At 66.3% G+C, this 22,768-nt stretch carries 22 protein-coding genes; 14 read left to right on the top strand and 8 right to left on the bottom strand.

The window, feature by feature from the left end:
* The first annotated feature begins 1 nt into the window (after position 1).
* From F466_RS0109065 to F466_RS0109030, 8 genes are all read left to right on the top strand, one after another.
* Positions 2-1,108 (top strand): chemotaxis response regulator protein-glutamate methylesterase, encoded by a 1,107-nt coding sequence (locus tag F466_RS0109065; protein ID WP_018139240.1) that lies wholly within the window; start codon positions 2-4, stop codon positions 1,106-1,108.
* A complete protein-coding gene (locus tag F466_RS0109060) occupies positions 1,109-1,852 on the top strand; it encodes a flagellar motor protein (protein ID WP_018139241.1) in 744 nt (247 codons plus the stop codon).
* 7 nt (positions 1,853-1,859) lie between these two features.
* A complete protein-coding gene (gene motD / locus F466_RS0109055) occupies positions 1,860-2,777 on the top strand; it encodes a flagellar motor protein MotD (protein ID WP_018174317.1) in 918 nt (305 codons plus the stop codon).
* Positions 2,774-3,580 carry a ParA family protein gene (locus tag F466_RS0109050; protein ID WP_018993940.1) on the top strand — a complete coding sequence of 269 codons (807 nt, stop codon included), beginning with the start codon at positions 2,774-2,776 and terminating at the stop codon, positions 3,578-3,580. The genes motD and F466_RS0109050 overlap by 4 nt, the downstream gene beginning before the upstream one ends.
* The gene (locus F466_RS0109045) at positions 3,577-4,308 is read left to right on the top strand and encodes a chemotaxis protein CheW (protein ID WP_018174319.1); all 732 of its coding nucleotides are present in this window, start codon (positions 3,577-3,579) and stop codon (positions 4,306-4,308) included. The genes F466_RS0109050 and F466_RS0109045 overlap by 4 nt, the downstream gene beginning before the upstream one ends.
* 84 nt (positions 4,309-4,392) lie before the next feature.
* Entirely contained in the window at positions 4,393-4,851 is a 459-nt protein-coding gene (locus F466_RS0109040; RefSeq protein ID WP_018139245.1) for a chemotaxis protein CheW, read from the top strand.
* 99 nt (positions 4,852-4,950) lie between these two features.
* Complete coding sequence (locus F466_RS0109035) at positions 4,951-5,172, top strand: hypothetical protein (protein ID WP_018174320.1); 222 nt, start codon at positions 4,951-4,953, stop codon at positions 5,170-5,172.
* A gap of 83 nt (positions 5,173-5,255) precedes the next feature.
* Positions 5,256-5,675: a DUF2802 domain-containing protein gene (locus tag F466_RS0109030; RefSeq protein ID WP_018993939.1), complete on the top strand. Its 420-nt coding sequence runs from the start codon at positions 5,256-5,258 to the stop codon at positions 5,673-5,675.
* 21 nt (positions 5,676-5,696) lie between these two features.
* Here F466_RS0109030 and F466_RS0109025 read toward each other — a convergent pair whose 3' ends face one another.
* Positions 5,697-6,056 carry an EscU/YscU/HrcU family type III secretion system export apparatus switch protein gene (locus F466_RS0109025; protein WP_018993938.1) on the bottom strand — a complete coding sequence of 120 codons (360 nt, stop codon included), beginning with the start codon at positions 6,054-6,056 and terminating at the stop codon, positions 5,697-5,699.
* A gap of 9 nt (positions 6,057-6,065) precedes the next feature.
* Complete coding sequence (locus F466_RS0109020) at positions 6,066-7,301, bottom strand: flagellar hook-length control protein FliK (protein ID WP_018993937.1); 1,236 nt, start codon at positions 7,299-7,301, stop codon at positions 6,066-6,068.
* 223 nt (positions 7,302-7,524) lie between these two features.
* Here F466_RS0109020 and F466_RS0109015 point away from each other — a divergent pair, with 223 nt between their 5' ends.
* On the top strand, positions 7,525-8,019 hold the full coding sequence (locus F466_RS0109015) for a low molecular weight protein-tyrosine-phosphatase (protein ID WP_018993936.1): 495 nt from the start codon (positions 7,525-7,527) through the stop codon (positions 8,017-8,019).
* A 74-nt stretch (positions 8,020-8,093) separates the two neighbouring features.
* On the opposite strand, the gene F466_RS0109010 is transcribed toward F466_RS0109015, so the two are convergent.
* Positions 8,094-10,928: an Rne/Rng family ribonuclease gene (locus F466_RS0109010; protein ID WP_018993935.1), complete on the bottom strand. Its 2,835-nt coding sequence runs from the start codon at positions 10,926-10,928 to the stop codon at positions 8,094-8,096.
* 432 nt (positions 10,929-11,360) lie between these two features.
* On the opposite strand from F466_RS0109010, the gene F466_RS0109005 reads away from it, so the two are divergent.
* The 3 genes from F466_RS0109005 to F466_RS0108995 are packed head-to-tail and all read left to right on the top strand — an operon-like array spanning position 11,361 to position 14,023.
* Complete coding sequence (locus F466_RS0109005) at positions 11,361-12,353, top strand: RluA family pseudouridine synthase (protein WP_018993934.1); 993 nt, start codon at positions 11,361-11,363, stop codon at positions 12,351-12,353.
* Positions 12,350-13,048, top strand: a complete 699-nt coding sequence (locus tag F466_RS0109000) for an HAD family hydrolase (RefSeq protein ID WP_018993933.1) — start codon at positions 12,350-12,352, stop codon at positions 13,046-13,048. The genes F466_RS0109005 and F466_RS0109000 overlap by 4 nt, the downstream gene beginning before the upstream one ends.
* A 9-nt stretch (positions 13,049-13,057) precedes the next feature.
* Complete coding sequence (locus F466_RS0108995) at positions 13,058-14,023, top strand: S49 family peptidase (protein ID WP_012982592.1); 966 nt, start codon at positions 13,058-13,060, stop codon at positions 14,021-14,023.
* Positions 14,024-14,063: 40 nt separating this feature from the next.
* Here the strand turns inward: F466_RS0108995 and F466_RS0108990 are convergent, their stop codons facing one another.
* From F466_RS0108990 to F466_RS0108970, 5 genes are all read right to left on the bottom strand, one after another.
* Positions 14,064-14,726 carry a CsiV family protein gene (locus F466_RS0108990; RefSeq protein ID WP_018139252.1) on the bottom strand — a complete coding sequence of 221 codons (663 nt, stop codon included), beginning with the start codon at positions 14,724-14,726 and terminating at the stop codon, positions 14,064-14,066.
* Positions 14,727-18,200 (bottom strand): transcription-repair coupling factor, encoded by a 3,474-nt coding sequence (gene mfd / locus F466_RS0108985; RefSeq protein WP_018993932.1) that lies wholly within the window; start codon positions 18,198-18,200, stop codon positions 14,727-14,729.
* Between the two features lie 99 nt (positions 18,201-18,299).
* The gene (locus F466_RS0108980; protein WP_018993931.1) at positions 18,300-19,199 is read right to left on the bottom strand and encodes a carbon-nitrogen hydrolase; all 900 of its coding nucleotides are present in this window, start codon (positions 19,197-19,199) and stop codon (positions 18,300-18,302) included.
* 6 nt (positions 19,200-19,205) lie between these two features.
* Positions 19,206-20,276 carry an agmatine/peptidylarginine deiminase gene (locus F466_RS0108975; RefSeq protein ID WP_038082674.1) on the bottom strand — a complete coding sequence of 357 codons (1,071 nt, stop codon included), beginning with the start codon at positions 20,274-20,276 and terminating at the stop codon, positions 19,206-19,208.
* The gene (locus F466_RS0108970) at positions 20,273-20,671 is read right to left on the bottom strand and encodes a hypothetical protein (RefSeq protein ID WP_026296440.1); all 399 of its coding nucleotides are present in this window, start codon (positions 20,669-20,671) and stop codon (positions 20,273-20,275) included. Before F466_RS0108970 ends, F466_RS0108975 begins: the two co-directional genes overlap by 4 nt.
* 91 nt (positions 20,672-20,762) lie before the next feature.
* On the opposite strand from F466_RS0108970, the gene F466_RS0108965 reads away from it, so the two are divergent.
* Entirely contained in the window at positions 20,763-22,013 is a 1,251-nt protein-coding gene (locus tag F466_RS0108965) for a lipoprotein-releasing ABC transporter permease subunit (protein ID WP_018993928.1), read from the top strand.
* Positions 22,006-22,719 (top strand): ABC transporter ATP-binding protein, encoded by a 714-nt coding sequence (locus F466_RS0108960; RefSeq protein ID WP_012982599.1) that lies wholly within the window; start codon positions 22,006-22,008, stop codon positions 22,717-22,719. The genes F466_RS0108965 and F466_RS0108960 overlap by 8 nt, the downstream gene beginning before the upstream one ends.
* Positions 22,720-22,768 lie beyond the last annotated feature (49 nt).

Below are 22,768 nucleotides of genomic sequence, written 5' to 3'. Positions count from 1 at the left end.
GATGCCGGTTAAGGTACTGGTGGTGGATGACTCCGGGTTTTTCCGCCGCCGCATTAGTGAAATTCTGGACGCCGACGCGGGGATCGAGGTCGTCGGCAGCGCGGAGAACGGCGAGGAGGCGATTCGCAAGGTCAAGGAACTGGACCCGGATGTCGTGACCATGGATATCGAGATGCCCGTGATGGACGGCATCACCGCGGTGCGCCGGATCATGGCCGAGAACCCCCGGCCGGTACTGATGTTCTCGAGTCTGACCACCGAGGGGGCCCAGGCGACCCTGGATGCGCTTGAGGCAGGGGCGGTGGACTTTCTGCCGAAGCGCTTCAGCGACATCGCGTCCGATGAGGACAGCGCGCGCATGCTGCTGCGCCGGCGGGTGCGCAGCCTTTCGCGCAGCCGGGCCCGTTCGGTCAGCCAGCCAGGGAGCGTGCGACCAGCGGTCGAGGCCCGCCCTTCTGCGCGTCGTGAAGAGTCCGACCGCAAGGCGGCCGAGGTACAGCGACAGGCCCCGCCGGTCAGTCGGCCCGCCGTGCCGCTGCGGCAGGTCCGCGCGGTGCTGATCGGGACGTCCACCGGGGGGCCGGTGGCCTTGCAGGAAGTGCTCAAGGCCCTGCCGGCGAACTTCCCACAGCCGATCTTGCTGATTCAGCACATGCCTGCGAGCTTTACGCCGGCCTTCGCGGAGCGCCTGGACGCCATGTGCCAAATTCGGGTCAAGCAGGCACAGGATGGCGATGTCATGCGCCCTGGGGTGGCCCTGTTGGCCCCCGGCGGTCTGCAAACCACGCTGGAGCGCGGCAGCCAGACAACGGTGCGCGTGACCGAGAGCCCGTTGGGCACGATCTACAAGCCCAGCGTGGATGCCGCGTTCAGCTCGGCGGTCGAGGCCTTGCGCGGGCAGGTGCTCGCCGTGGTGCTAACCGGGATGGGCGCAGATGGCCGCGAAGGTGCGCGGGCTTTGAAGACCGCCGGGGCGCAGGTCTGGGCACAGGACGCGGCCACCTCGGTGGTGTATGGGATGCCGGCTGCAGTCGCAGAGGCCGGGCTCGTGGATCAGGTGTATCCGTTGCCGGATGTGGGTCCGGCACTGGTCAAGGGGTTCTGCTAGATGGATATCCTGAGCCTCATCGGGATCACCCTGGGGCTCGTCGCGGTGCTCGGGGGGAGTATCGCGAAGGGGAGTGGTCTGGGCGCACTCTGGAACGCGGCCGCGTTTGTGATCGTGGTCCTGGGGACGCTGGGGGCAACCCTCGTGCAGGCGCGCATGGCGGTGTTTCTTCACGGGATGCGCATTCTGCCCTGGGCATTCAAGCCGCCGCGGATCGACAACGAGGCGATGCTGGCTCGCATCGTGGAGTGGTCCAACGTGGCACGCAAGGAAGGGCTGCTGGGTCTGGAGACGCTGGCCGACGAGGAGACCGACGAATTCGCGCGCAAGGGGCTGCAGTTGCTGGTGGATGGCTCCGAGCCGCAGACCATCCGCCAGATCCTCGAGGCGGATCTGGACAACCGCGAGCATTTTGATACCCAGGGGGCCAAGGTATTCGAGAGCATGGGGGTGTACGCCCCGACGCTTGGCATTGTCGGCGCGGTGATGGGTCTGATGGCGGTCATGCAGAACCTGGCTGACCCCAGCAAGCTGGGAGCGGGGATTGCCGCGGCCTTTGTCGCCACGATCTACGGGATTGCGTCGGCGAATCTGTTGTTCCTGCCGGTGGCGAACAAGCTGAAATCAATCATCCAGAAACGCTCGCAGCACCAGTTGATGCTGATGGAGGGGCTGATCTCCATCGCCGAGGGCGAAAACCCCCGCAACATTGAAAGCAAGCTTAGCGGCTTCATCCACGAGTGAGGTCGCGATGGCCCGGCGCAAACGCCCAGAAGAAGCGGAGAATCACGAGGCCTGGGCCATCCCCTATGGCGACCTGGTCACGCTGCTGCTGGCGTTTTTCGTGGTGATGTACGCGATCTCCTCGGTGGATGACGGCAAGTATCGTGTGCTGTCGGAGTCGCTGGTGGACGCCTTCCGGGCACCGGCGCAGACCGATCCGATCCAGGTGGGAGAACCGACGGTGTCGCGTGAGCAGTCCCTGGACGAGATGCGCGCGCTGGTTCCGATTGATGTGCAGCCCGGCATCGTTGACGACGGTGTAGCACCCATCGACATGGCCTTATCCGGGCTACTGGACGATGCGGGTACGGATGACGAGCTGCAGGAGTTCCTGGAGGCACTGGCCGAGGTCGCCGACGAGCTGGAAATGGCGATGGCCCCCTTGATCGAGGAGGGTGATCTCCGGGTAAGCCGCGAGGCGTACTGGCTGGAAATCGAGATCACCAGTCGGCTGTTGTTCGGGAGCGGTTCGGCTACGTTGAATCCCGAGGCCCGGGCCCTGCTGGACGAGGTCGGGGCGATCCTCGCGCCGCGGGTGTCGCGGGTGCACGTGGAGGGCCATACGGACAATGTCCCGATCCAGACGGCGGTCTATCCTTCCAACTGGGAGCTTTCTTCGGGGCGTGCCGCGGCCGTGGTGAGCGTGTTTGAAGACGCGGGCATCGAGCCGAAGAATCTGGTGGCCCTGGGATATGGTGAGCATCGTCCGGTCGCGAGCAATGATACCGAGCAAGGACGGGCGGAAAACCGGCGGGTGGCCATCGTGGTCCTGCCCGGCGCGCGCCCGCGCGAAGACGGGGCGCAGGAACCCGAGCAATTGCGCGAAGACCTTCCGCTCGCGCCGGGTGCACCAACGATGGATGGGGACGAGGGGGATACCGAGTGAAGATCTGGGCGGTGGCCAACCAGAAGGGCGGGGTGGGCAAGACCACGACCACAGTCACCCTGAGTGGCCTGTTGTCGGGTCCGGAACAGCGCGTCCTGATGGTCGACGTCGACCCCCATGGCTCGCTGACGGCCTATTTCGGCCACGACCCGGAGACCGCCACCCGCGGTGTGTACGAGCTGTTCAGCCAGTGCGCAGAGGGGAAGCGTCCTGATCCGCGGGGGTTGATCCGCGAGACCCGGTTCCCGGGGCTGGACCTGCTGACGGCCAGTACGGCACTGGCCACACTCGACCGTCAGCTTGGTACGCGCAGCGGGATGGGCCTGGTGCTGCGCCAGGCGCTGGAGCAGGTCGCCGACCAGTACGACTACGTGCTGATGGACTGCCCGCCCATGCTGGGCGTGTTGATGGTCAATGCCCTGGCGGCCTGTGACGAGCTGCTGGTCCCGGTGCAGACCGAGTTCCTTGCCCTCAAGGGCCTGGAACGCATGATCAATACCCTGAAAATGGTCCAGAAGTCGCGCAAGGCCGAGTTGCAGTACCGGATCATTCCCACCCTGTTCGATCGACGCACGCGTGCCGCGCACGAGGCGTTGGCCGAGCTGCGCCGCCTTTATGGCGATGAGGTCTGGCCCGGCGTGATCCCGGTCGATACGAAGTTTCGCGATGCGTCGAGCGCAGGCCAGCCGCTGTGCTTCATGATTCCGGACGCCCGGGGCGTACTGGCGTACTCGGACTTGCTGGAGGCGATTGGCGGGCAGCTTTCGCAGCCTCATGCCCGGACCCGGAGGCAGAAGGGATGAACCGTTCGCGTGATGACAACCTGGCACTCAAGGCCGAACCTGAAGCCCTGCATGACTATTTTGGCAGCCTGCTGGACGAACCGGCGCCGATCGCCCCGGCGCACCTGCTGCGCCCGGATATCCTCGAACCGAGACCGGCGCCCGCTGAACCGGAGCCGTTAGACGAACCAGAGGTCCCCGTGGTGGCCGAAGCGGTCGCGCCCCCCGTGCCTCCGCGCACGATTGTCGAGAGTGACGAGTATCCGCGTCCGTCCGAGCGATTCTCCGCCCTGGTGCTGGAGGCCGGGAATCTGACCCTGCTGGCGCCGCTGGCCTCGCTCGGCGGCGTTGCGCCGCTTGGGGATCTGGATGTGCGCCCCACGCCCAACCACTCCGTCTGGTATCTGGGTCTGGCGGATACCAAACAGGGGCGAGTGCAGTTGATTGATCTCGCGGCCGTGGTGACCCCCGAGGATCGGGAATATGAGCCGGAGACAGCCCGCCATGTCGTGTTCCTGGCCGGTTCGCGCTTCGCGTTGGCCTGCCGCTCGATTCAGGGGACCCGCGTGATCGACCCTCAGAATCTGCGCTGGCGCAGTCACCGCAAGCGCCTGCCCTGGCTGGCCGGGGTGGAGCGGGAACAGATGGCCACCCTGCTGGACCTGGAGGCCCTCGACCGGACCCTGGACCAGGGCAGCTGGGAAATGGGCGGTACTCCGGACTCAAGCCGGGACGAGCGCGGCCGATAACGTATTCAGGAACCGAACACCGGGCCCGCAACAGGGTCCGCGAGCGACGAGGACGACATGAGCAGCGCACAAGACGTAGAAGCGATGGCCAAGGCCGATACGGCCCCGTATGTGACGTTCAGTCTCGCGGAGGAGACCTACGCGATTGACGTCCTGCAGGTGCAGGAGGTGCTGAAGGTCACCGAGATCGCGCCTGTTCCCGGTGTGCCGGACTATATCCTTGGCATTATCAACCTGCGGGGCAACGTCGTGACCGTGATCGACGCGCGCCGCCGTATGGGCCTGGAGGACCGCGAGCCGGACGAGGCCTCGCGCATCGTGATCATCGATGTCGACAACCAGAATGTCGGCATCCTGGTGGACTCGGTCTCGGAGGTCGTGCGGATCTCGCTGGATTCGGTCGAGCCCGCGCCGGAAGTCGGAAATGACGACAGTTCGCGGTTCATCCAGGGGGTGACGAGCACGGAGCAGGGGCTCACGATCCTGGTCGACCTGAACAAGCTCCTGTCTGACGAGGAATGGGCCCAGTTGCGGGAGCTGTAGAAACCGCGGGGCATTCGGCGAACTGGAACCGCCGCGTATTGGAGAGGATCAAACCTGAGAGTGGCTCCGAAACGCGGCATGCGGAGGGGAGGTGGGGCGATGGTGGATGAACTGCAGCCGGATCGTACGGTTCGCCCCGTGCAGCCGCCGACCACGAACTCCACGGTTCGCCCGGTCCATACGACCGTGCCCGGGCGGACGCTCAGTGATGACCACGACCGGGACCCCGTGCTGCGTCCGGCCGTAAAGCCTGCGCAACAGCGTTCCCCGCGCGACCGACGCCAGCGCCCCCGTAAGGGCTTGATCGACGATTACGCCTGACGGACCCCTCCAGTCGGCCCCGGGTGGTGTATCAGTGCATTTCACGCGACAATCGAGTCTGAGTCGCTGGGAGTATTGGGTCGATGGGGGAAGCCATTCTGGTTTGGATTGTCGCGGCAATCGCCCTGGTGGCGACCGTCGTTGCAGTGCTGTCCGTCTCGCTTGTGTTAACCCTGCGGCGCCAGCTCGCGACGTTGCGCCAGGACTACCAGCGTCAGGCGACCTCGGTGATGGCGCTGCAGGGTGCGATGAAGGTCATCTCCCAGGGGGTGGTCAACCACAGCCAGGCGCAATCCGCGGTGCAGCGCGCACTGGAGCGCCTCAACGACCAGCAAAGCGAGCTGCGGGCCCGTGACGCCGATGATGGCGCCTATCAGCAGGCGATCGAGCTTATTCGGCAGGGCCGTGAGCGCGAAGAAGTCCGCCGGATGTGCGGCCTGACCACCACCGAGCTGGACCTCCTGTACAGTCTGCACGCCCCCGGCTCTGCGGGTCGTCGTTAGTCCCTGCTACTGCTTGTGTCTTCACTCGCCCGATGTTGAATCGTCGCGGCGGTATCCCTGTTCGCGGTCCTCGGGTGTGATGCCCGCAAGCACAAATACATACGCAAGGACCTCGGCCACCGCGACATAAAGACTCTCCGGGACCTCTTCGCCCAGCGGTACCTGTGCGAGCGCCTCGGTCAGGCCCGGGTCCTGGTGCAGGGGAATCCCGTGTTCCTCGGCGATTCGCAGGATCTGCTCGGCGGTGACACCACTGCCGCTCGCGGTGATCCGCGGCGCTCGTTGCCGATCCCATTCCAGTGCCACCGCTTGCTGCCGGCGGGGGCCGCGGGGGGCGACGTACGGCTCGTCGTGATCGTGAGGGGGGCGTCGCTTGCTCATCTCAAGCCTTCAGGCGCGCTCGTCCAGCAGCCCGTCACGCAAGGTAAGGCTCGCCGGATCCTGTGGCTCCACCTGACCTTCTCGCACCGAGAGCGATCCGACGGTCAAGTCCCGCCCGGCCAGGCGCTGATGGAGTTCCGGCGTGCCGGCGCGCAGGCGTTGGGCGGTTTCCGGGCGTTCTGCGGTGAAATGAACGGATACCCGGTCATCGCGCAGCGCAAGGGCGACACGGGTAGGGCCGAGGGCCTGCAAATCGAGATCCAGCACAAGAGTCCATCCCTCGGCGCGTTCGGGGGGGCGGCCAGCCTCGTGCTGTAACTGGCCGGCCAGCGAGTGAAGCCCTTGCGGGCTGCGAAAGGGTAGCTCGAAGAACCAGCGGGGGTGCGACTCGTCGTCTCCCTGCGTGCTGGGCTGCAGTGAATGCAGTTGCAGCGTGGTAATGCGCTTCAGCATCCCTTCGATGAGCCCGGCCAGCGCCCCCGTGGGAGGCAGGCCCGCCGTGGTGGGCGCGGGTGGGGCCGGCGTCGCAGCCGCGGGGGTTGGCAGAGGGGAACGGGTCTCGGCCGATTGGCGCAGGTGTTCGGCGACGCGCAGCAGCTGGGCCTTGAGATCCTGAGCGGCCGTGGCAGAGGTATTGGTTCGACCCCCCTGAGCGAGCATGGCCTCCAGCCACAGGCCGGACTGCTGGATATGGCGATTCAGGCTATCGGGGCTGGTCAGGCGAACGGCAGGAGGTGTCAGTTCGATCAGGCGGTTCATCGCCGGCAGCAGTCGGGCTTCGCTCGCTGTGGGTGGCGCGCCGGCTGCTATGGCCGTGGCCAGCGTGTTCTGAATCGTTTGCATGCCACCGGCCAGGCCTCGCGCCCCCGGTATCTGGTGGCGCAACTCGCGCAACAGCCACTGCGTGGCGTCGTGCTGGCCGACCGACGGATTCGATGGTGAAGTCGGCGCCGGGGGCGAGGGCGAACCGGTCGCCAGGGTGGTGCCAGAGGGCAGGGGTAGCAGCCTCACCTCCAGGCGCGGCTCTGTGCGGGTCACCTCGGCGAGGGCGATGCGTGGACCGGACTGGTTGCCGCGTAGCAGGGCGTTGGGTAGTGGAGTCGCCAGCTGGGCATTGAAGATGGGCGCGCGGGTGTCCACGCTTTGCGCGCCGGACGACGTCAGCGGGCGCAGTTGAACTCCCCGTTCGGCCAGTTGCCCGACGATCTGGACCTGTAGCCGGGTGCCGGTCTCAAGCGTCGGCATCGCGCTCGCTCGCGGGGCTACCCGATCAAGGCCGCCTGCGGGCAATCCGGTTGGGCGAGGGCCGGTAAAGTCGGGCATCGGTGCTCCGAGTCGCTTGGGAAGCGGCTGCCCGCACAGCAGGCATGCCAACAGCATCGCACACCGTGTCCGCCGCGCCTACGGGCGGGCATCGGAGCGGGGCTTTGCTATGCTGTGTGTTCATTTCGCGAACACAAAAGAAGGCATGCAAAAGATTCGAGTGCTGATGGTTTGTCTGGGCAATATCTGCCGCTCGCCCATGGCTCACGGTGTCTTCCAGGCACGCGTGCGCGCCCATGGTCTGGAGTCCGCCATCGAGGTGGATTCGGCGGGTACGGCGGGTTATCACGTTGGGGCACGGCCGGACCCGCGCGCCCGCGAGGAGGCGAGCCGCCGGGGCTACGATCTCGAGCAGTTGCGGGCGCGGCAGCTGGAGGCGGACGACTTCGAGACGTTCGACTACATCCTGACGATGGACGAGGCGAACTATCGCAATGCCCAGCAGATCCAGCCGAATGGCGCCCGCGCGCGGTTGCACCGTTTCCTGGAGTTCGCCCAGGACCATCCCGAGCGCGAAGTACCGGACCCGTACTATGGCGGGCCGGATGGCTTCGTTCATGTGATGGATCTCGTCGAGGCCGCCAGCGACGGCCTGCTGGACCACATCTGCCGGGAACACGCGCTGGAGCGCGTCTCCTGAAGACCCCGGTCAGGCGGCCGGGGCGTTCTCCCACCGGCCGATAACGCGATAAACGTTATCGGCCGGTTTCCAGCTCAATCGCGCGGCTTGTCGTCCGGGCTGCTCGAAGACTCAGCCGCCGGTTCCGGCTTGCTGGCCGGCTTGTCGGTCGGGGGTGCCGAGGCCGGCTCCGACCGGGCAGAACCGCTGGCCTCGGCGGGTGCGGCCTTCTCGGGCGCGGGCTTGGCATCGCTTTTCTTGCCACGAGACGGCTTCGATGCGGAGCTGTCATCCGTTTTGGCGGCTTCGGAAGGGCGATTCTCGGTGTGCGATCCAGAATCACCCTTGTCCTTCGCGTCATCCGTTTTGGACGATTGAGCGCTTCCCTTTGCCCGACGTGTGCCGGAGGCAGCCTTGGGCGCCTCTTCCGACCCTTTTTCCGCCTTGCCAGGCTCGCGGGTTGGCTTCTCCTGGGCCTGAGGCTTGTCGCTTACCGCACCTTTGTCTTCAGGCGCCTTTTCGCTTTTGCCACCGGTTTCCTGGCCGGAGTCCTTCTCGGCTGATTTTTCCCTAGCGGCCGGTTTGGACTCGCCGCTGGGTGGCTGGCTGTCGCCCTTGCCCGAGTCCTGCACGGCTGGCTTCTTGGTGGTCTCGCTGTCCTGGGGCGAGGAGGCGGACTTGTCACCTTCCTTCGAAGTACCGGCATCCTGGTTCTCGGCGTTTTCATTACCCGAGCTGTCGTCACCGCTTCCGGAGCGGCCGCGGCCGCCACGACGGCGCCCGCCCCGGCGCGAGCGGCGCGAACGGGCACGGCCCTTGCCGCTATCGTCGTCGGAAGTGGACGGGCCGTTCCCGGAAGGCGATGCCGGTTCCTCGGATGTTGCGGCTGCCTCGCCCCCTTCCGCCTTCGGTTTGGCGGCCTTGGGTTCGGTTTCGCGAGCCTTGGTGCCGGCGCCACCACTGGCGCTACCACGCCGTCGCGATCGGCCGCCTTTGCCGCCGTCTTCACTACCGGCGCTGCTGGCGTCCTGACGGGGCTCGCCTTTGCCGTTACCTGACGGCTTCGCTGCATCACGCTTGTCACCGCCGTCGTCTCGTGCGCCACGGCGCCGGTTGGAGCCGCCCCCACGGTTGCTTCCATTACCGCGGCTGGCTCGCTGCTGCCCGCCTTTGCCGCGCTTGCGCCCCTCGTCTTTCTCTTGCTCTTCTGCTTCAGGCTCCGGGGTCCGGGCCGCATTGGGGAACAGGGAGGACCAGATGCGGGTAAAGAACCCGGGTTGCTGCACCGGCTCGCTGGGCGTTTGAGGGGCGGGCGACTCGGCCATCGGGGCCGGGGCCTTGACCTTCACACCCTGGACCAGGGGCTTCTCCACTTTGCCGCGGCGTTCGCCGTGCGGGTCGACATCCTCTTCGACGGACTCCACGAGTTCGTGCGATCCGCGGCCACTGACGACCTCTTCGCGTTCGTCGCCGCGCACGCGCTGGACCTCGAACTTCGGTGTCAGGTACTGCGGGTTCGGGACGATACTGATATCGACCCGATGGCGTGCCTCGATCTCGTTGATCGATGAACGTTTTTCGTTCAGCAGGAAGGTGCCGACATCGACCGGGACCTGCGCCAGGACGAGGCCGGTGCGGTCTTTCATCGCCTCTTCTTCGATCAGGCGCAGGATCGACAGGGCTAGCGACTCGACGCTGCGCACCTGGCCATGCCCCTGGCAGCGGGGGCAGGTGATCTGGCTGGACTCGCCGAGCGACGAACGCAGGCGCTGGCGCGACATCTCCAGCAGCCCAAAGCGACTGATGCGGCCCACCTGGACCCGCGCGCGATCGAGCTCGAGCGCTTCGCGGAGACGGTTTTCCACTTCTCGCTGATGCTTGTTGGCGCTCATGTCGATGAAATCGATCACGATCAGGCCGCCCAGATCTCGCACGCGCAGCTGGCGCGCCACCTCTTCAGCGGCTTCCAGATTGGTGTGGAAGGCGGTCTCCTCGATATCGCCACCCTTGGTGGAGCGGGCGGAGTTCACGTCGATGGAGATCAGGGCCTCGGTATGGTCGATGACCAGGGCGCCGCCGGAGGGGAGCTGCACGTCGCGATCGAAGGCGCTCTCGATCTGACTTTCGATCTGATAGCGGTTGAACAGCGGGACGGGGTCGTCGTACTTCTTCAGCTTGCGCTGGCTGTTCGGCATCACCAGTCGGACGAAGTCCTCCGCCTGCTGATAGACGGCTTCGTCGTCGATGATCACCTCGCCGACGTCATTGCGCATGTGATCGCGCAGGGCGCGGATGATCACGTTGCTTTCCTGGTGGATCAGCGCCGGGGCGTTGGCCTTTTCCGCCGCCTCGGTCACGGCCGACCAAAGGGCCGTCATGTAGTCGAGGTCCCATTGCAGTTCTTCGGTGCTGCGGCCTACGCCGGCGGTGCGGGCGATCACGCCCATGCCATCGGGCATGGTCAGGCCGGACAGTGCCTCGCGCAGTTCCGCGCGGTCTTCGCCTTCGATGCGCCGCGATACGCCACCGGCCTTGGGATTGTTCGGCATCAGGACCAGGTAGCGCCCGGCCAGGCTGATATAGGTGGTCAGCGCGGCACCCTTGTTGCCTCGTTCTTCCTTCTCCACCTGGACGAGAAGCTGGGTCCCTTCCTTTAGCAGCTCGCGGATGGGCTTGTCGCTGTCGGCCGGCGCGCCAACCGCGGAGGGGGCGATCTCCTTGAACGGGAGAAAGCCGTGGCGCTCGGCGCCGAAATTAACAAACGCGGCTTCGAGGCTTGGCTCGACGCGGGTGATCTTGGCCTTGTAGATGTTGGCCTTCTTGCGCTCGCGCGAAGGCAGTTCGATGTCGAGGTCGTACAGCCGCTGGCCGTCGACCATGGCCACGCGCAGCTCTTCGGGCTGCGTGGCATTGATCAGGATGCGTTTCATGCAATGGACTCGGTCGATCGTCCTGTACGTCGGTCACAAGCCCGAGGCCACGTGGTGCGGAACGAAGGCGGCACGTCGACGTTTCGAGACGCATGCCCGCCATGGCGGCGCGAAGAGGAATCCAACGCGCCAGCCAGGTGTTCACCAATAGCCACGGGACCAGCCGTCCGCGGGATGCGGGGCCGGGGAGACAGGACTGGGTTAGAAGAAATAGTGTCACAGGTTCGCTTTTGGGCGATGGCCGTCTGGTCGCATGTAGTCGCACTGTGCAGGACCAGATCGGCGGGTAATTCGAGGCGCCCGGGCGCAATATCCGCCAGCAGGTACCGTGCGCCAATGTAGGGCATAACCCCCCGATTGGGCAAGTTTTTTCGTCGCGGAAATGCCAGGGTACATGGTTAGGATGGCGCGCCTGAGGTAGGATCGCGCCCGATGAAAGCACGTCCCCGTCAGCCGCAATCTCCCTCTGGGCCTCGTACGCTCTCGGTCACCGAGCGCGGGGATGGCCAGCGCCTGGATAACTTCCTCCTGCGCGAGCTCAAGGGAGTTCCCAAAAGTCTGATCTACCGCCTGGTGCGCAAGGGGGCGATCCGGGTCGATGGGCGCCGTGCCAAGGTGACCCAGCGGCTGAGTGTCGGCTCGGAGGTGCGCGTGCCGGACCTGGACCGGCCCGAGGCCGTCGAGCGGGACATCCCCCCGGGGGTCCTGGACCGACTGCGCCGCTCCATCTTGCATGAAGACGACCAGGTCCTGGTCCTCGACAAGCCCTCGGGCCTTGCGGTGCATGGCGGCAGCGGCCTGGCCTTCGGGATCATCGAGGCGATGCGCCAGCTGCGTCCCGGTTGCGAGCTGGAGCTGGAGCTGGGGCATCGGCTGGATCGCGAGACCAGCGGCTGCCTGCTGCTGGCCAAGACTCGCGCGGGATTGCAGGACTTCCACGCGGCGCTGCGCGAGGGGCGTGTGGAGAAGCGCTATCTGGCGCTGCTGGTGGGGGCGTTCCCCAACGATCAGCCCATTGTGTGCGACGAACCGATTGCCTCCAGTCGGGGTCAGGACGGGAAACGCCGCATGCGTGCGGGGGAGGATGCCGACCCCGAGAGTGCCCGCTCGGCGATCAGCCAGTTCGTGCCGCTGGAACGTTTTGGATCTTTTCAGTTGGCCGAGGTACGGATCGGTACCGGACGGACCCACCAAATCCGCGTACATGGCCAGGCGATTGGCCATCCCGTTGGCGGCGATCACGACTACGGATTGCCCGATGCAAACCGGGTACTGCGCGGGGCAGGCCTGAAACGCCTGTTTCTGCACGCCCAGGCCCTGCAGTACGAGGATTCGGCCGGCGAGTCGCATGTGTACTCCGCGCCGCTGCCGGACGAGCTGCAGTCGATCCTCGATGCGCTCGCAAGCCCCGAAGCGTCCGGATGAGCACACTGCTGCCACCGGAGGGGGATGCCTTGCGCCTGGTCGTATTCGACTGGGACGGGACGCTGATGGATTCGCCACGCCGGATTGTTCACTGCCTGCAGCGGGCCTGTGCGGCCCTGGGGCGCGAGACGCCCGCGGAAAGCGAGCTGCGCGATATTATTGGCCTGGGCGTGGAGGCCGCGGTAGAGAGACTGTTCCCGGGCGCCGACTCTGCGTTCGTGGGGGCGTTCGCCACCACCTATCGCCAGTGCTATCTGGGCGCCACCGATGCGCCAGAGACGCCCCTGTTCGCGCATGTCGAGCCCTTGCTCGACTGGCTTGACGAACGCGGCGTGCTGCTGGGCGTTGCGACCGGCAAGTCGCGGGCGGGGCTGGACCAGGCCCTGGAAGCCGCCGGCCTCATGGGACGTTTTGTCGCGACGGCCTGCGGGGACGAGCATCCGTCGAAACCCAGTCCGGTGATGCTGGAACATGTGATGGCGCGCTGCGGGGTGGAACGTTCCCGGGCACGGATGGTCGGTGATAGCGTTTATGATCTGCAGATGGCTCGCGCCGCCGGCGTCCCGTCGCTGGCCGTGACACATGGGGTCCACGATCACCGCCGGCTGAGCGACGAGCGCCCGCTGGCCGTGGCCCGCGACCTGAAGGAACTGCTGGATCTCCTGCGGCAGTCGGAGCCGCTTCCCGAGGACTGAGGACAAACGATGGGTTGGTCGAACGAGAACAAGCCGGGCTGGGAGCGCGAGACGCTGGAGCGTCTGGTCCAGGCCCAGGTGGTGGAACAGCGGCGTGCCCGGCGCTGGGGAATCTTCTTCAAGCTGCTGCTGTTCATCTATCTGTTCGCCCTGCTGGTTCTGGTGCGGGGCGGCGATATGGGCTTGACCGCCTGGTTCGAGGACGACCGCGAGCCCGAAGAGCACGTGGCCGTTGTCGAGGTCGACGGACTGATCGCGTCGAGTGCTCGGGCCAACGCGGAAGAGCTCAACAAGACCCTGAAACGGGCGTTCGAGGCGGATGGCACTCGCGCCGTGATGCTGCGCATCAACAGTGGGGGCGGGAGTCCGGTGCAGGCCGCCGCGATCCATGACGAGATCCTGCGGCTGAAGGACGAGCACGAGGACATCCCGGTCTATGCGGTCGTCACCGATATCGGGGCCTCGGCCGCCTACTACATCGCCGTGGCGGCCGACGAGATTTACGCCAGCCAGGCCAGCATGGTCGGTTCGATCGGGGTGCGCCTGGACAGCTTTGGCGTGGTGGATCTGCTGGAGAACATTGGTGTCGAACGGCGGCTGTTCACCTCCGGGGAGAACAAGGCCCTGCTGGATCCGTTTCTGCCGCTCGACGAGGGTCACGTGAGCCATATCCATGACCTGATGGACGGGCTGCACCAGCAGTTCGTCGATGTGGTCCGCCAGGGGCGGGGAGATCGTCTGGCCGAAAACGAGGAGCTGTTCGACGGCCTGATCTGGACCGGTCAACGCGCGGTGGATCTGGGCCTTATCGATGGTCTGGGGACGGATCAGTCGGTCGCACGCGACGTGATTGGTGTTGAGAAAATGGTGACCTTCAAGCCGCGCCGCAGCGCCCTTCAGCTTCTGTTCGAGGACCTGGGCATGTCGGCGCTGCAGAGCTGGCTGGCGATGGAGACCAAGCCCAACTGGCGCTGAGCCGGCAAAACAGGCGGGGTGACGCCTGTTTCAGTCCGGACTAGCTGTCCAGCCGCGTCACGCGGGCGATGATCCCGACGACCGGGTGGTCCAGGTAGAAGAGCTGGCTGCCGGAGTTCATGCGCTGGTGGCCGCGCACGGCCACCCCGAGCGGTTCGGCCCCGTCACGGTCGATGTGATAGACGAGGTCGGTCTCCAGGTGGAGGAAACGCCCGACCCATACCCGTAGCCGGCCCTCCAGTTCGTAGCGGTCTTCGTCCACTACGATCGGCTGCGCTGCGGTGGTGGAATCGCCAAACACAGCCTGACGCGCCCCAAGACGGCGGCCCTGCTGCACCTTGAGCCAGGGGGTGGCGCTATGATCGCGGCCCAGCTGATCCCAGGCCAGACGCGCGATCACACGCCCGGTGCCGGAGTCTTCGACCCGACTGGCCGCCCGCTGCAACTCGAAGCCGCGCCGAGAATCCTGATAGATGCGCCCACCCAGTTCGGATCCTGCCAGGTTGGGTTCGCGCACGGAGGCGATCTCCTCCTGCAGGCGCCGGCTCTCCGCGGTCGTGTGCTCGAAGATGACCAGCTCGATGCGGTAGCGGCGGCCGACCTGGGCGGTGGCCGTTGTCCCAAGCCCGAGTAGTGGCAGGAGGGCGAGGCTGCTGACGAGCCTGCGGCGGTTCGGGTCGGGGCGATTGGTGTTGGCGGGCATTCAGGCGGCCTGTTGTTTCGGGCTGATGGTATGGATCAGACGCTGGACGGCCTGAGAGCGAGCCTCCAGAGTCTCCATTTCGGCATAAAAGCGGAAAGCCTTCTGGCCATCCAGTTTGTAGGCATTCGGGTCGGATTGCACCAGTTCGATCAGGGCGGCGATATCGATTTCGGGATTGGGTCCAAAAACGAAGCGTCCCCCGGCCGGCCCCAGTTCCAGCTTGCGGATCCCCAGGGGCGTCAGCTTGAGCCGCAGGCGGGCGGCCTCGAACAGGGCCTTGGCCGGGTCCGGCAGCAACCCGAAACGATCTACCAGTTCGACTTCCAGCTCGCGCAGTGCATCGCTGTTCTCGGCGCTGCTGACGCGCTTGTAGAGGATCAGGCGTGTGTGCACATCGGGTACGAAAGCATCCGGGAGCAGGGCGGGCAGCCCCAGCTCAACCTCGGTGCCGGGCGTCTCCGGAGTCTCCAGTTCAGGCATCTTGCCGGAGCGCAGGGCGTTGACCGCACGGTTGAGCAGGTCGTTGTACATCGAGAAGCCGACTTCCTGGATCTGGCCGCTTTGCTCGTCGCCCAGCAGCTCGCCGGCGCCCCGGATCTCGAGGTCGTGACTGGCGAGTGTAAAGCCAACGCCCAGATCCTCCAGCGAGGCAATCGCCTCCAGGCGTTTGCGCGCGTCGGCTGACATGGCCTTCTCCGGCGGCGTGACCAGGTAGGCATAGGCCCGGTGGTGGGAGCGCCCGACGCGGCCGCGCAGCTGGTGCATCTGGGCGAGGCCCAGCTTGTCGGCGCGATTCATCACGATGGTATTCGCGGTGGGTACGTCGATGCCGGTCTCGATGATGGTGGAGCAGACCAGGATGTTGTAGCGCCGGTGGTAGAAGTCGAGCATCACCTGCTCGAGTTCGCGCTCGCGCATCTGGCCGTGGGCGATGCCGATGCGCGCACCCGGCAGCAGCGCACGAATCTGCTCCGCCATGCGTTCGATGGTGTTGACCTCGTTGTGCACGAAGTACACCTGGCCACCGCGGCGAATCTCGCGCAGGCAGGCCTCCTGGATGATCGCGTCGTTCCACTCGTTGACGAAGGTCTTGATTGCCAGGCGTTCGCGCGGCGGGGTGGTGATCACCGAGAGGTCGCGCAGCCCGGACAGGGCCATGTTCAGCGTGCGCGGGATCGGGGTCGCGGTCATGGTCAGCATGTCGACCTCGGCGCGCAGTCTCTTCAGCGCCTCCTTGTGGCGCACGCCAAAGCGTTGTTCCTCGTCCACGATCACGAGCCCGAGGTTGGAGAAGTCCAGGTTCGACTGCAGCAGCTTGTGCGTGCCGATTACGATATCGACCTTGCCTTCCTTCAGCCCTTCCAGCACGGCGGCCTGCTGCTTGGCACTGCGAAAGCGCGACAGGGACTCGATGCGGACGGGCCAGTCGGCGAAGCGGTCGCTGAAGTTCTGGTGGTGCTGCTGGGCGAGCAGGGTGGTCGGGACCAGCACGGCCACCTGGCGATTGTTCTGCACGGCGACGAATGCGGCGCGCATGGCGACCTCGGTCTTGCCGAAGCCGACATCGCCGCAGATCACGCGGTCCATCGGCCGGGTGTCAGCCATGTCGGTCAGTACCGCGTCGATCGCCTGGAGCTGATCGGCGGTTTCCTCGAACGGGAAGGCGGCCGCAAAGGCGTGATACTCGGGAGTCTCGGTCGCGAACGCCGTGCCCTGCTTGGCGGCGCGCCGCGCGTGGACCTCCAGCAGCTCGGCGGCGACATCGCGCGCCTTTTCGGCGGCCTTGCGGCGGGCGCGGTTCCACTGTTCGCTGCCCAGGCGGTGAAGCGGGGCGTGTTCCGCATCGGCACCGGTATAGCGGCTGATCAGGTGCAGCGAGGAGACCGGGACATAGAGCTTGGCGCCATCGGCGTATTCCAGAGTCAGGAACTCCGACGGCTGGCCGCTGAAATCCAGTGTCTGCAGGCCGAGGTATCGGCCCACGCCCTGCTCCTCGTGGACGACCGGGGCCCCGATCGTCAGGTCGCTGAGGTTCTGGATGACGGCGTCCGCATCGCGGGTGGGACGGTTGCGTCGGCGGGATTGCCGCGCGCGTTCGCCGAGGATCGCGGACTCCGGCACGAGCACGATCCCGTCCGGCAGCCGGAAACCTTCGCTCAGCGCACCGACTGTCACGCTGAGGCCGGGCTCGCCCCCCAGGAAGGCCTCCCAGTCATCGACGGCGTGGTGCGGCACATCCTGTTCGCGCAGCAGTGTGAGCAGGGCCTCGCGCCGGCCGGCGGACTCGGCGGTGAGCAGGACCCGCTCCTGTTCCCCGACAAAGCGCTTCAGGCGTTCGGCGGGGGCATCCTTGCCGTGTTCCATTCCCAGTTCGGGGAGGGGGTCGCAGGTGAAGGGCACGGTCCTGCCTCGGTCTGCCGGTAGCGGCTGCGGCGGCTCGCCGCCCAGGGCAATACCGGCGCGGGCGCGCAGCGCCTCGTTCAGGGCCGACTCGTCGAGATAGAGGCGCTCCGGTGGCAGCAGGGGGCGTTCCACCTGGTGGCTCAGTTGCTCGAAGCGGTCGGCGATCTCGCGGGCATACTCCTGCGCGGCGTCGGCGATATTGCCGGCCTGCACGACGCGAGCCTGAGGGGCGTAGTCGAATACGCTGTCCATGCCCTCGAAGAACAGGGGCAGGTAGGCTTCGATGCCCGGGGGAACCAGGCCTTCGCTGATGTCCCGGTAGATCGGGTGGCGACTGGGATCGCCACTGAACTGCTCGCGGTAGCGGGTGCGGAACGCGCGGATGGAATCCTCGTTCAGCGGAAACTCGTGGCTGGGCAGGATCTCGACGCGCTCGACCTTTTCCGTGGAGCGCTGGGTCTCCGGGTCGAAATGGCGCAGGGAATCGATCTCGTCGTCGAGAAACTCGATGCGCACCGGCTGCTCGGCGCCCATCGGGAACAGATCGAGGATCTCCCCGCGTGCGGCAAATTCGCCGTGGCTGATCACCTGGTTGACTGCGCTGTAGCCCGCCTCGGTCAGCCGTTCCCGCAGCTGCATGCGGTCCAGGCGCTGGGCACTGCGCAGGGAGAGACCCTGGGTGGTCAGCCAGTCGCGCGGGGGCAGGCGCTGCATCAGCGTGGAGACCGGGATCAGGATGATCCCGCGCTCCAGCGACGGGAGGTGATACAGCGTGCGCAGCCGCTCGGAGATGATGTCCTCGTGTGGGGAAAAGACATCGAACGGCAGGGTCTCCCAGTCGGGGAGACGCATCACTGGCAGGTCGAGCCCGGCACCGAAAAAGTCCCACTCTTCCTGCCAGCGGTCCGCGGCCTCATTCGACTCGACGACGACCAGCAGCGGCCATTCGGCCGATGCGGCGGCGCGTGCGAGTGCCAGGGGCGCGGCCGAGGTATTGAGCCCCGACCAGATCTCGAATCCGTCGCCGGGAAAGCGACCGGGTTTTAGCGGGTTGCGCGGCTGTTCGGACATGCAGTGTCGAGAATCCGGGAAAACGGGCCGGCATTATACGGATTCGATCCTGTTTGCGGCGGAACCCCGTCGGGAAGGCGCTGAATTAGCAGGTAGCGGTCAGTCCGTGCGGTCGATGTAGCGCTTGAGGATCGGGCTGTAGGCGTCGATGCGACGGTCGCGCAGGAAGGGCCACATCCGGCGGACCGCCTCGGTGCGGCCCAGGTCCAGGGTGGCGCGGAGGGTCTCGGGCTGATCCTCGCCCGCCTGCGCCAGGAACTCCCCCTGCGGGCCCGCAACGAAGCTGGTGCCCCAGAACCGGGCCCCGGGACTGGTCTCTGACGGGTCCATTTCGTGTCCGGTGCGATTGCAGGCGAGGACCGGCAGGTTGTTCGCGACCGCGTGGCCGCGCTGGACGGTGATCCAGGCCTCGCGCTGGAGGGTCTGCTCGTCCGCCTCGTCGCGCGGGTCCCAGCCAATGGCGGTCGGGTAGATCAGGCACTGCGCCCCGGACAGGGCCATGATGCGCGCGGCCTCTGGATACCACTGGTCCCAGCAGACCAGCACGCCCAGGCGCCCGACCGAGGTGTCGATCGGGACGAAGCCGGTATCACCCGGGGTGAAGTAGTACTTTTCGTAATACCCGGGGTCGTCCGGGATGTGCATTTTGCGGTAAAGGCCGGCCGGGCGGCCATCGGCCTCGAAGACGATCGCGGTGTTGTGGTAAACGCCGGCTGCGCGCCGCTCGAACAGCGAGGTCACGAGCACCACGGCGTTGTCGCGGGCGATCTGTCCCAGGCGCCTGGTGGACGGGCCGGGGATGGGCTCGGCGCGGTCGAAGACCCCCGGGTCTTCGGTCTGGCAGAAGTAGGGGCCGGTGTGCAGCTCGGCCAGCACGACCAGGCGAGCCCCGCCCGCCGCGGCATCGGCTACGGCCTGGGCGGTCGCGTCCAGGTTGGCCTCGACGCTCCCGGCATCGCGGTGCTGGATCAGGGCCACGGGAAGGGTATCGGTCGTCATCACAGATCAGTCTTCCGGGATGCCAAGGGCGCCCTTGGGGTATTGCATGGTCAGGCAGTGCAGGCTGCCACCCTGACGGATGATGGCCCGGCAGTCGATTTCCACGATTTCGCGCCCCGGAAAGGCCTCGGTCAGGCGATCGAGCGCGATGGCATCGGCGGGGTCGTCGTAGGCCGGCATCAGGACGGCATCGTTGAGGATCAGGAAGTTTGCGTAGGTCGCCGGCAGGCGCTGGCCATCGGGGCCGCGCTGCGGGCGAGGCCAGGGCAGGGGAATCAGCCGGTAGGGCGCGCCGGAGGCCTGGCGCAGCGAGCGCAGCTCCTCCTCCATGGCCGCCAGTTCGCCGTGGTGCGGATCATCGGGGTCGTCGCACTGGACATAGGCGATCGTATCCGGGCTGCAGAAGCGGGCGAGGGTGTCGATGTGGCTGTCGGTGTCGTCCCCTTCGAGGTGGCCATGTTCCAGCCACAGGACCCGTTGTGTGCCCAGATGCTCGTGCAGGCAGCGCTCGATCGCCGCCTTGTCCAGATCCGGGTTGCGTGTTGGCTGCAGCAGGCATTGGGCAGTCGTCAGGAGGGTGCCGTCGCCGTCGGACTCGATGCTGCCACCCTCCAGCACCATTGCGATGGGCTCCGGCACGTTCGGGCCGAAGACGCCCTGCTGGGCCAGGGCAGTGGTGATCGCGTTGTCATGCTCTGCAGGGAATTTGCCGCCCCAGCCGTTGAAGGTGAAGTCGAGCAGGCGGGGCTGCGGCCCTTCCAGTACGGTAATCGGGCCATGGTCGCGAGCCCAGGTGTCGTCGGAGTCGGCCAGCGCGAACCACAGACGGTCGTTGCGGATGGCGGCCTCGACCAGAAATCCGGAGATCTCTTCGATGTGTTCCGGGTCGCGGGCGACGATCACCACCGGCTCGAAACGGCTGATCGCAGCCGCGAGGGTGGCAAAGACAGGGTGGACCCGGTCGAGTTCTCCGGCCCAGTCGGTACCGCTATGCGGCCAGGTGAGCTGAACACCGGCCTGCGGTTCCCACTCTGCTGGTAGACGCCGGGTATGGGGGGAAGATGCGCCGCCCGTCACGGCCGACGCGGGGTCTGTTCGCCGTGCACGATGCTGTGCAGCACGTATTCGCCCTCGAACACGACAGAGAAATCGCTGTAGTCCCAGCGGGTGATCGGCGGATCACCGACCGTGGGATGGCGCTGGCTGGGCTCGCCATGACGACTGCGCACCCCGGACTGGCTCTGGCCACGGGCTGGCAGCCCCTCACGGGTTTGTACTTCGAAGTCTCCGCTTGTGCCCCGCAGGATCTCGGCCTGCGCCTCGTTGACGGTCAATGGGGTCAGTGCCGTGGTCATGACCAGGACCGCCGCGGCAGCGACGGCGAGCGGGCCGCGCGGACGGGTAAGCGTTGGCTTTGCATGATTCCCTTGCATGAGACAAATCTCCGATGGCTCGCGGACGATAAACCACATGGTAGCGTCATCCTGTTGGCTGTGCCTCCCATCGTGAAAGTCTGTGCCATCGGGGATAGGCGCGCCCGTGTAACTCTGGCATGATTTCTCGATGTTCCGCCCGCTCCCGCTCGCCATTGGTCTGCGCTATACGCGCGCCAAACGGCGTAACCACTTCATCTCCTTTATCTCGGTCGTCTCGATCCTCGGCCTGGTGCTGGGTGTGATGGCGCTGATTACCGTGCTCTCGGTCATGAACGGCTTCGAACGCGAGCTGCGCGATCGCATCCTGGGCATGGCGTCGCATGCGACCATCCAGGACGTGAATGGTGGCTTGCGCAACTGGGAGTCGCTGAAGGAGCAGGTCGAGACGATCGACGAGCGAGTACTGGCGGTCGCTCCGTATGTCCAGGGCGAGGCGATGCTCAGTGCAAGCGGGAACATCTCGGGCGCTCTGATCCGCGGGGTGGACCCGGAGGCCGAGGAGCGCGTGGCGCGGATCGGCGAGCACATGACTCAGGGCCGGCTCGGGCAGCTCGAACCCGGTGCCTACCGCATTGTGCTGGGGCGCGAGCTGGCAGCGGAACTGCGCGTGAGGGTAGGCGATTCTCTGATCCTGATGGCGCCACAGGCCTCGGTGTCGCCAGCGGGTGTAATGCCGCGCATGCGACGATTTGAGGTGGCGGGGATCTTCGAGGTCGGGATGTACGAGTACGACCGCGGGACTGCGTTTATTCATCTGCAGGACGCCCAGGCGGTCTTCCAGACCGGCGAGAGCGTCACCGGCCTGCGCCTGCGCCTGACGGACATGATGCGGGCGGGTGTGGTCTCGCGCGAGGTGGCCAGTCAGCTTGACGGGCTGTTCCGGGTGTCCGACTGGACGCGCCAGCACGCGAACCTGTTTCGCGCGATCCAGATCGAGAAGATGGTGATGTTCATCATCCTGTCCCTGATCGTCGCGGTAGCGGCCTTCAATATCGTTTCCACGCTGATCATGCTGGTGACCGACAAGCAGGGGGATATCGCGATACTGCGAACCCTTGGGCTGTCCCCGTCGGGGGTCATGCTGGTGTTCGTGGTCCAGGGGGTGGTGATCGGCGCGATCGGCATCCTGCTCGGCTCGGTCGCCGGTGTCGCGCTGGCACTCAATATCGATGTCGTGGTGCCCTTTATCGAACGCGCGATGGGCATCGAGTTTCTCGCGGCCGATGTCTACTACATCAGTGACTTGCCGTCGGAACTGAAGGCATCCGATGTCTTTCGGGTGGGCGGGATTGCGTTCTTGCTGACCGTCGTGGCGACGCTGTTCCCGGCCTGGCGGGCGGCCCGTACACAGCCGGCGGAGGCCCTGCGCCATGACTGAGACTGTGCCTGTACTGGAGGCCGTGGGGGTCGAGCGGCGCTTCCGCGATGGCAAGCTGGACGTGGCCGTGCTGCAGGGGGTCGATTTTCGCCTGGAGCGGGGCGATCAGACGGCGATCATCGGCGCCTCCGGCTCCGGCAAGAGTACGCTGCTGCATCTGCTCGGGGGGCTGGATCGGCCCACGGCGGGCGAGGTCCGGCTGCTGGGGCAGGAGTGGTCGCGTATGGGCGAGGCGCGCCGGGGGCGCATGCGCAACCAGCACCTCGGTTTCGTCTATCAGTTCCACCACCTGTTGCCGGAGCTGACGGCGGTCGAGAATGTCGCGCTGCCTCTGCTGATCCGGGGGACCTCCAGCCGTCGGTCGCGCCAGGAGGCAGAGCACTGGCTCGGGCAGGTCGACCTCGGGCACCGTGGTGCGCACAAGCCGGCCGAACTGTCGGGGGGCGAGCGCCAGCGCGTGGCGATCGCGCGGGCGCTGGTGACGCGGCCGTCCGCGATTCTGGCCGACGAGCCCACCGGGAATCTGGATCAGGAGCGCGCCCAGCATGTGTTCGCGCTGCTGCGCGAGATGAACCGTTCGACCGGCACCGCGCTGGCACTGGTGACGCATGACATCACCCTCGCGCGCGAGCTGGATCGGTCGGTACAGCTGGTCAAGGGGCACCTGGAGCGCGAGCACTTCCACGGCCAGCTGGCCGACGACTGATCCGTCCGCTCGGGAGCGCTGGGTAAAGCCTTGCGAAGTTGCGGTCAGC

It is taken from the genome of Thioalkalivibrio sp. ALgr1 (assembly GCF_000378285.1).
In the GTDB taxonomy this organism is placed as follows: Bacteria; Pseudomonadota; Gammaproteobacteria; order Ectothiorhodospirales; family Ectothiorhodospiraceae; genus Thioalkalivibrio.
This window is presented reverse-complemented; position numbering and strand designations above follow the sequence as displayed.

Bases quoted from the DNA above. Each gene is read 5' to 3' on its own strand.
- F466_RS0109065 (WP_018139240.1), top strand. From the start codon at position 2: ATGCCGGTTAAGGTACTGGTGGTGGATGACTCCGGGTTTTTCCGCCGC.
- F466_RS0109060 (WP_018139241.1), top strand. From the start codon at position 1,109: ATGGATATCCTGAGCCTCATCGGGATCACCCTGGGGCTCGTCGCGGTG.
- motD (WP_018174317.1), top strand. From the start codon at position 1,860: ATGGCCCGGCGCAAACGCCCAGAAGAAGCGGAGAATCACGAGGCCTGG.
- F466_RS0109045 (WP_018174319.1), top strand. From the start codon at position 3,577: ATGAACCGTTCGCGTGATGACAACCTGGCACTCAAGGCCGAACCTGAA.
- F466_RS0109040 (WP_018139245.1), top strand. From the start codon at position 4,393: ATGGCCAAGGCCGATACGGCCCCGTATGTGACGTTCAGTCTCGCGGAG.
- F466_RS0109035 (WP_018174320.1), top strand. From the start codon at position 4,951: ATGGTGGATGAACTGCAGCCGGATCGTACGGTTCGCCCCGTGCAGCCG.
- F466_RS0109030 (WP_018993939.1), top strand. From the start codon at position 5,256: ATGGGGGAAGCCATTCTGGTTTGGATTGTCGCGGCAATCGCCCTGGTG.
- F466_RS0109025 (WP_018993938.1), bottom strand. From the start codon at position 6,056: ATGAGCAAGCGACGCCCCCCTCACGATCACGACGAGCCGTACGTCGCC.
- F466_RS0109020 (WP_018993937.1), bottom strand. From the start codon at position 7,301: ATGCCGACGCTTGAGACCGGCACCCGGCTACAGGTCCAGATCGTCGGG.
- F466_RS0109015 (WP_018993936.1), top strand. From the start codon at position 7,525: ATGCAAAAGATTCGAGTGCTGATGGTTTGTCTGGGCAATATCTGCCGC.
- F466_RS0109010 (WP_018993935.1), bottom strand. From the start codon at position 10,928: ATGAAACGCATCCTGATCAATGCCACGCAGCCCGAAGAGCTGCGCGTG.
- F466_RS0109005 (WP_018993934.1), top strand. From the start codon at position 11,361: ATGAAAGCACGTCCCCGTCAGCCGCAATCTCCCTCTGGGCCTCGTACG.
- F466_RS0109000 (WP_018993933.1), top strand. From the start codon at position 12,350: ATGAGCACACTGCTGCCACCGGAGGGGGATGCCTTGCGCCTGGTCGTA.
- F466_RS0108995 (WP_012982592.1), top strand. From the start codon at position 13,058: ATGGGTTGGTCGAACGAGAACAAGCCGGGCTGGGAGCGCGAGACGCTG.
- F466_RS0108990 (WP_018139252.1), bottom strand. From the start codon at position 14,726: ATGCCCGCCAACACCAATCGCCCCGACCCGAACCGCCGCAGGCTCGTC.
- mfd (WP_018993932.1), bottom strand. From the start codon at position 18,200: ATGTCCGAACAGCCGCGCAACCCGCTAAAACCCGGTCGCTTTCCCGGC.
- F466_RS0108980 (WP_018993931.1), bottom strand. From the start codon at position 19,199: ATGACGACCGATACCCTTCCCGTGGCCCTGATCCAGCACCGCGATGCC.
- F466_RS0108970 (WP_026296440.1), bottom strand. From the start codon at position 20,671: ATGTGGTTTATCGTCCGCGAGCCATCGGAGATTTGTCTCATGCAAGGG.
- F466_RS0108965 (WP_018993928.1), top strand. From the start codon at position 20,763: ATGTTCCGCCCGCTCCCGCTCGCCATTGGTCTGCGCTATACGCGCGCC.
- F466_RS0108960 (WP_012982599.1), top strand. From the start codon at position 22,006: ATGACTGAGACTGTGCCTGTACTGGAGGCCGTGGGGGTCGAGCGGCGC.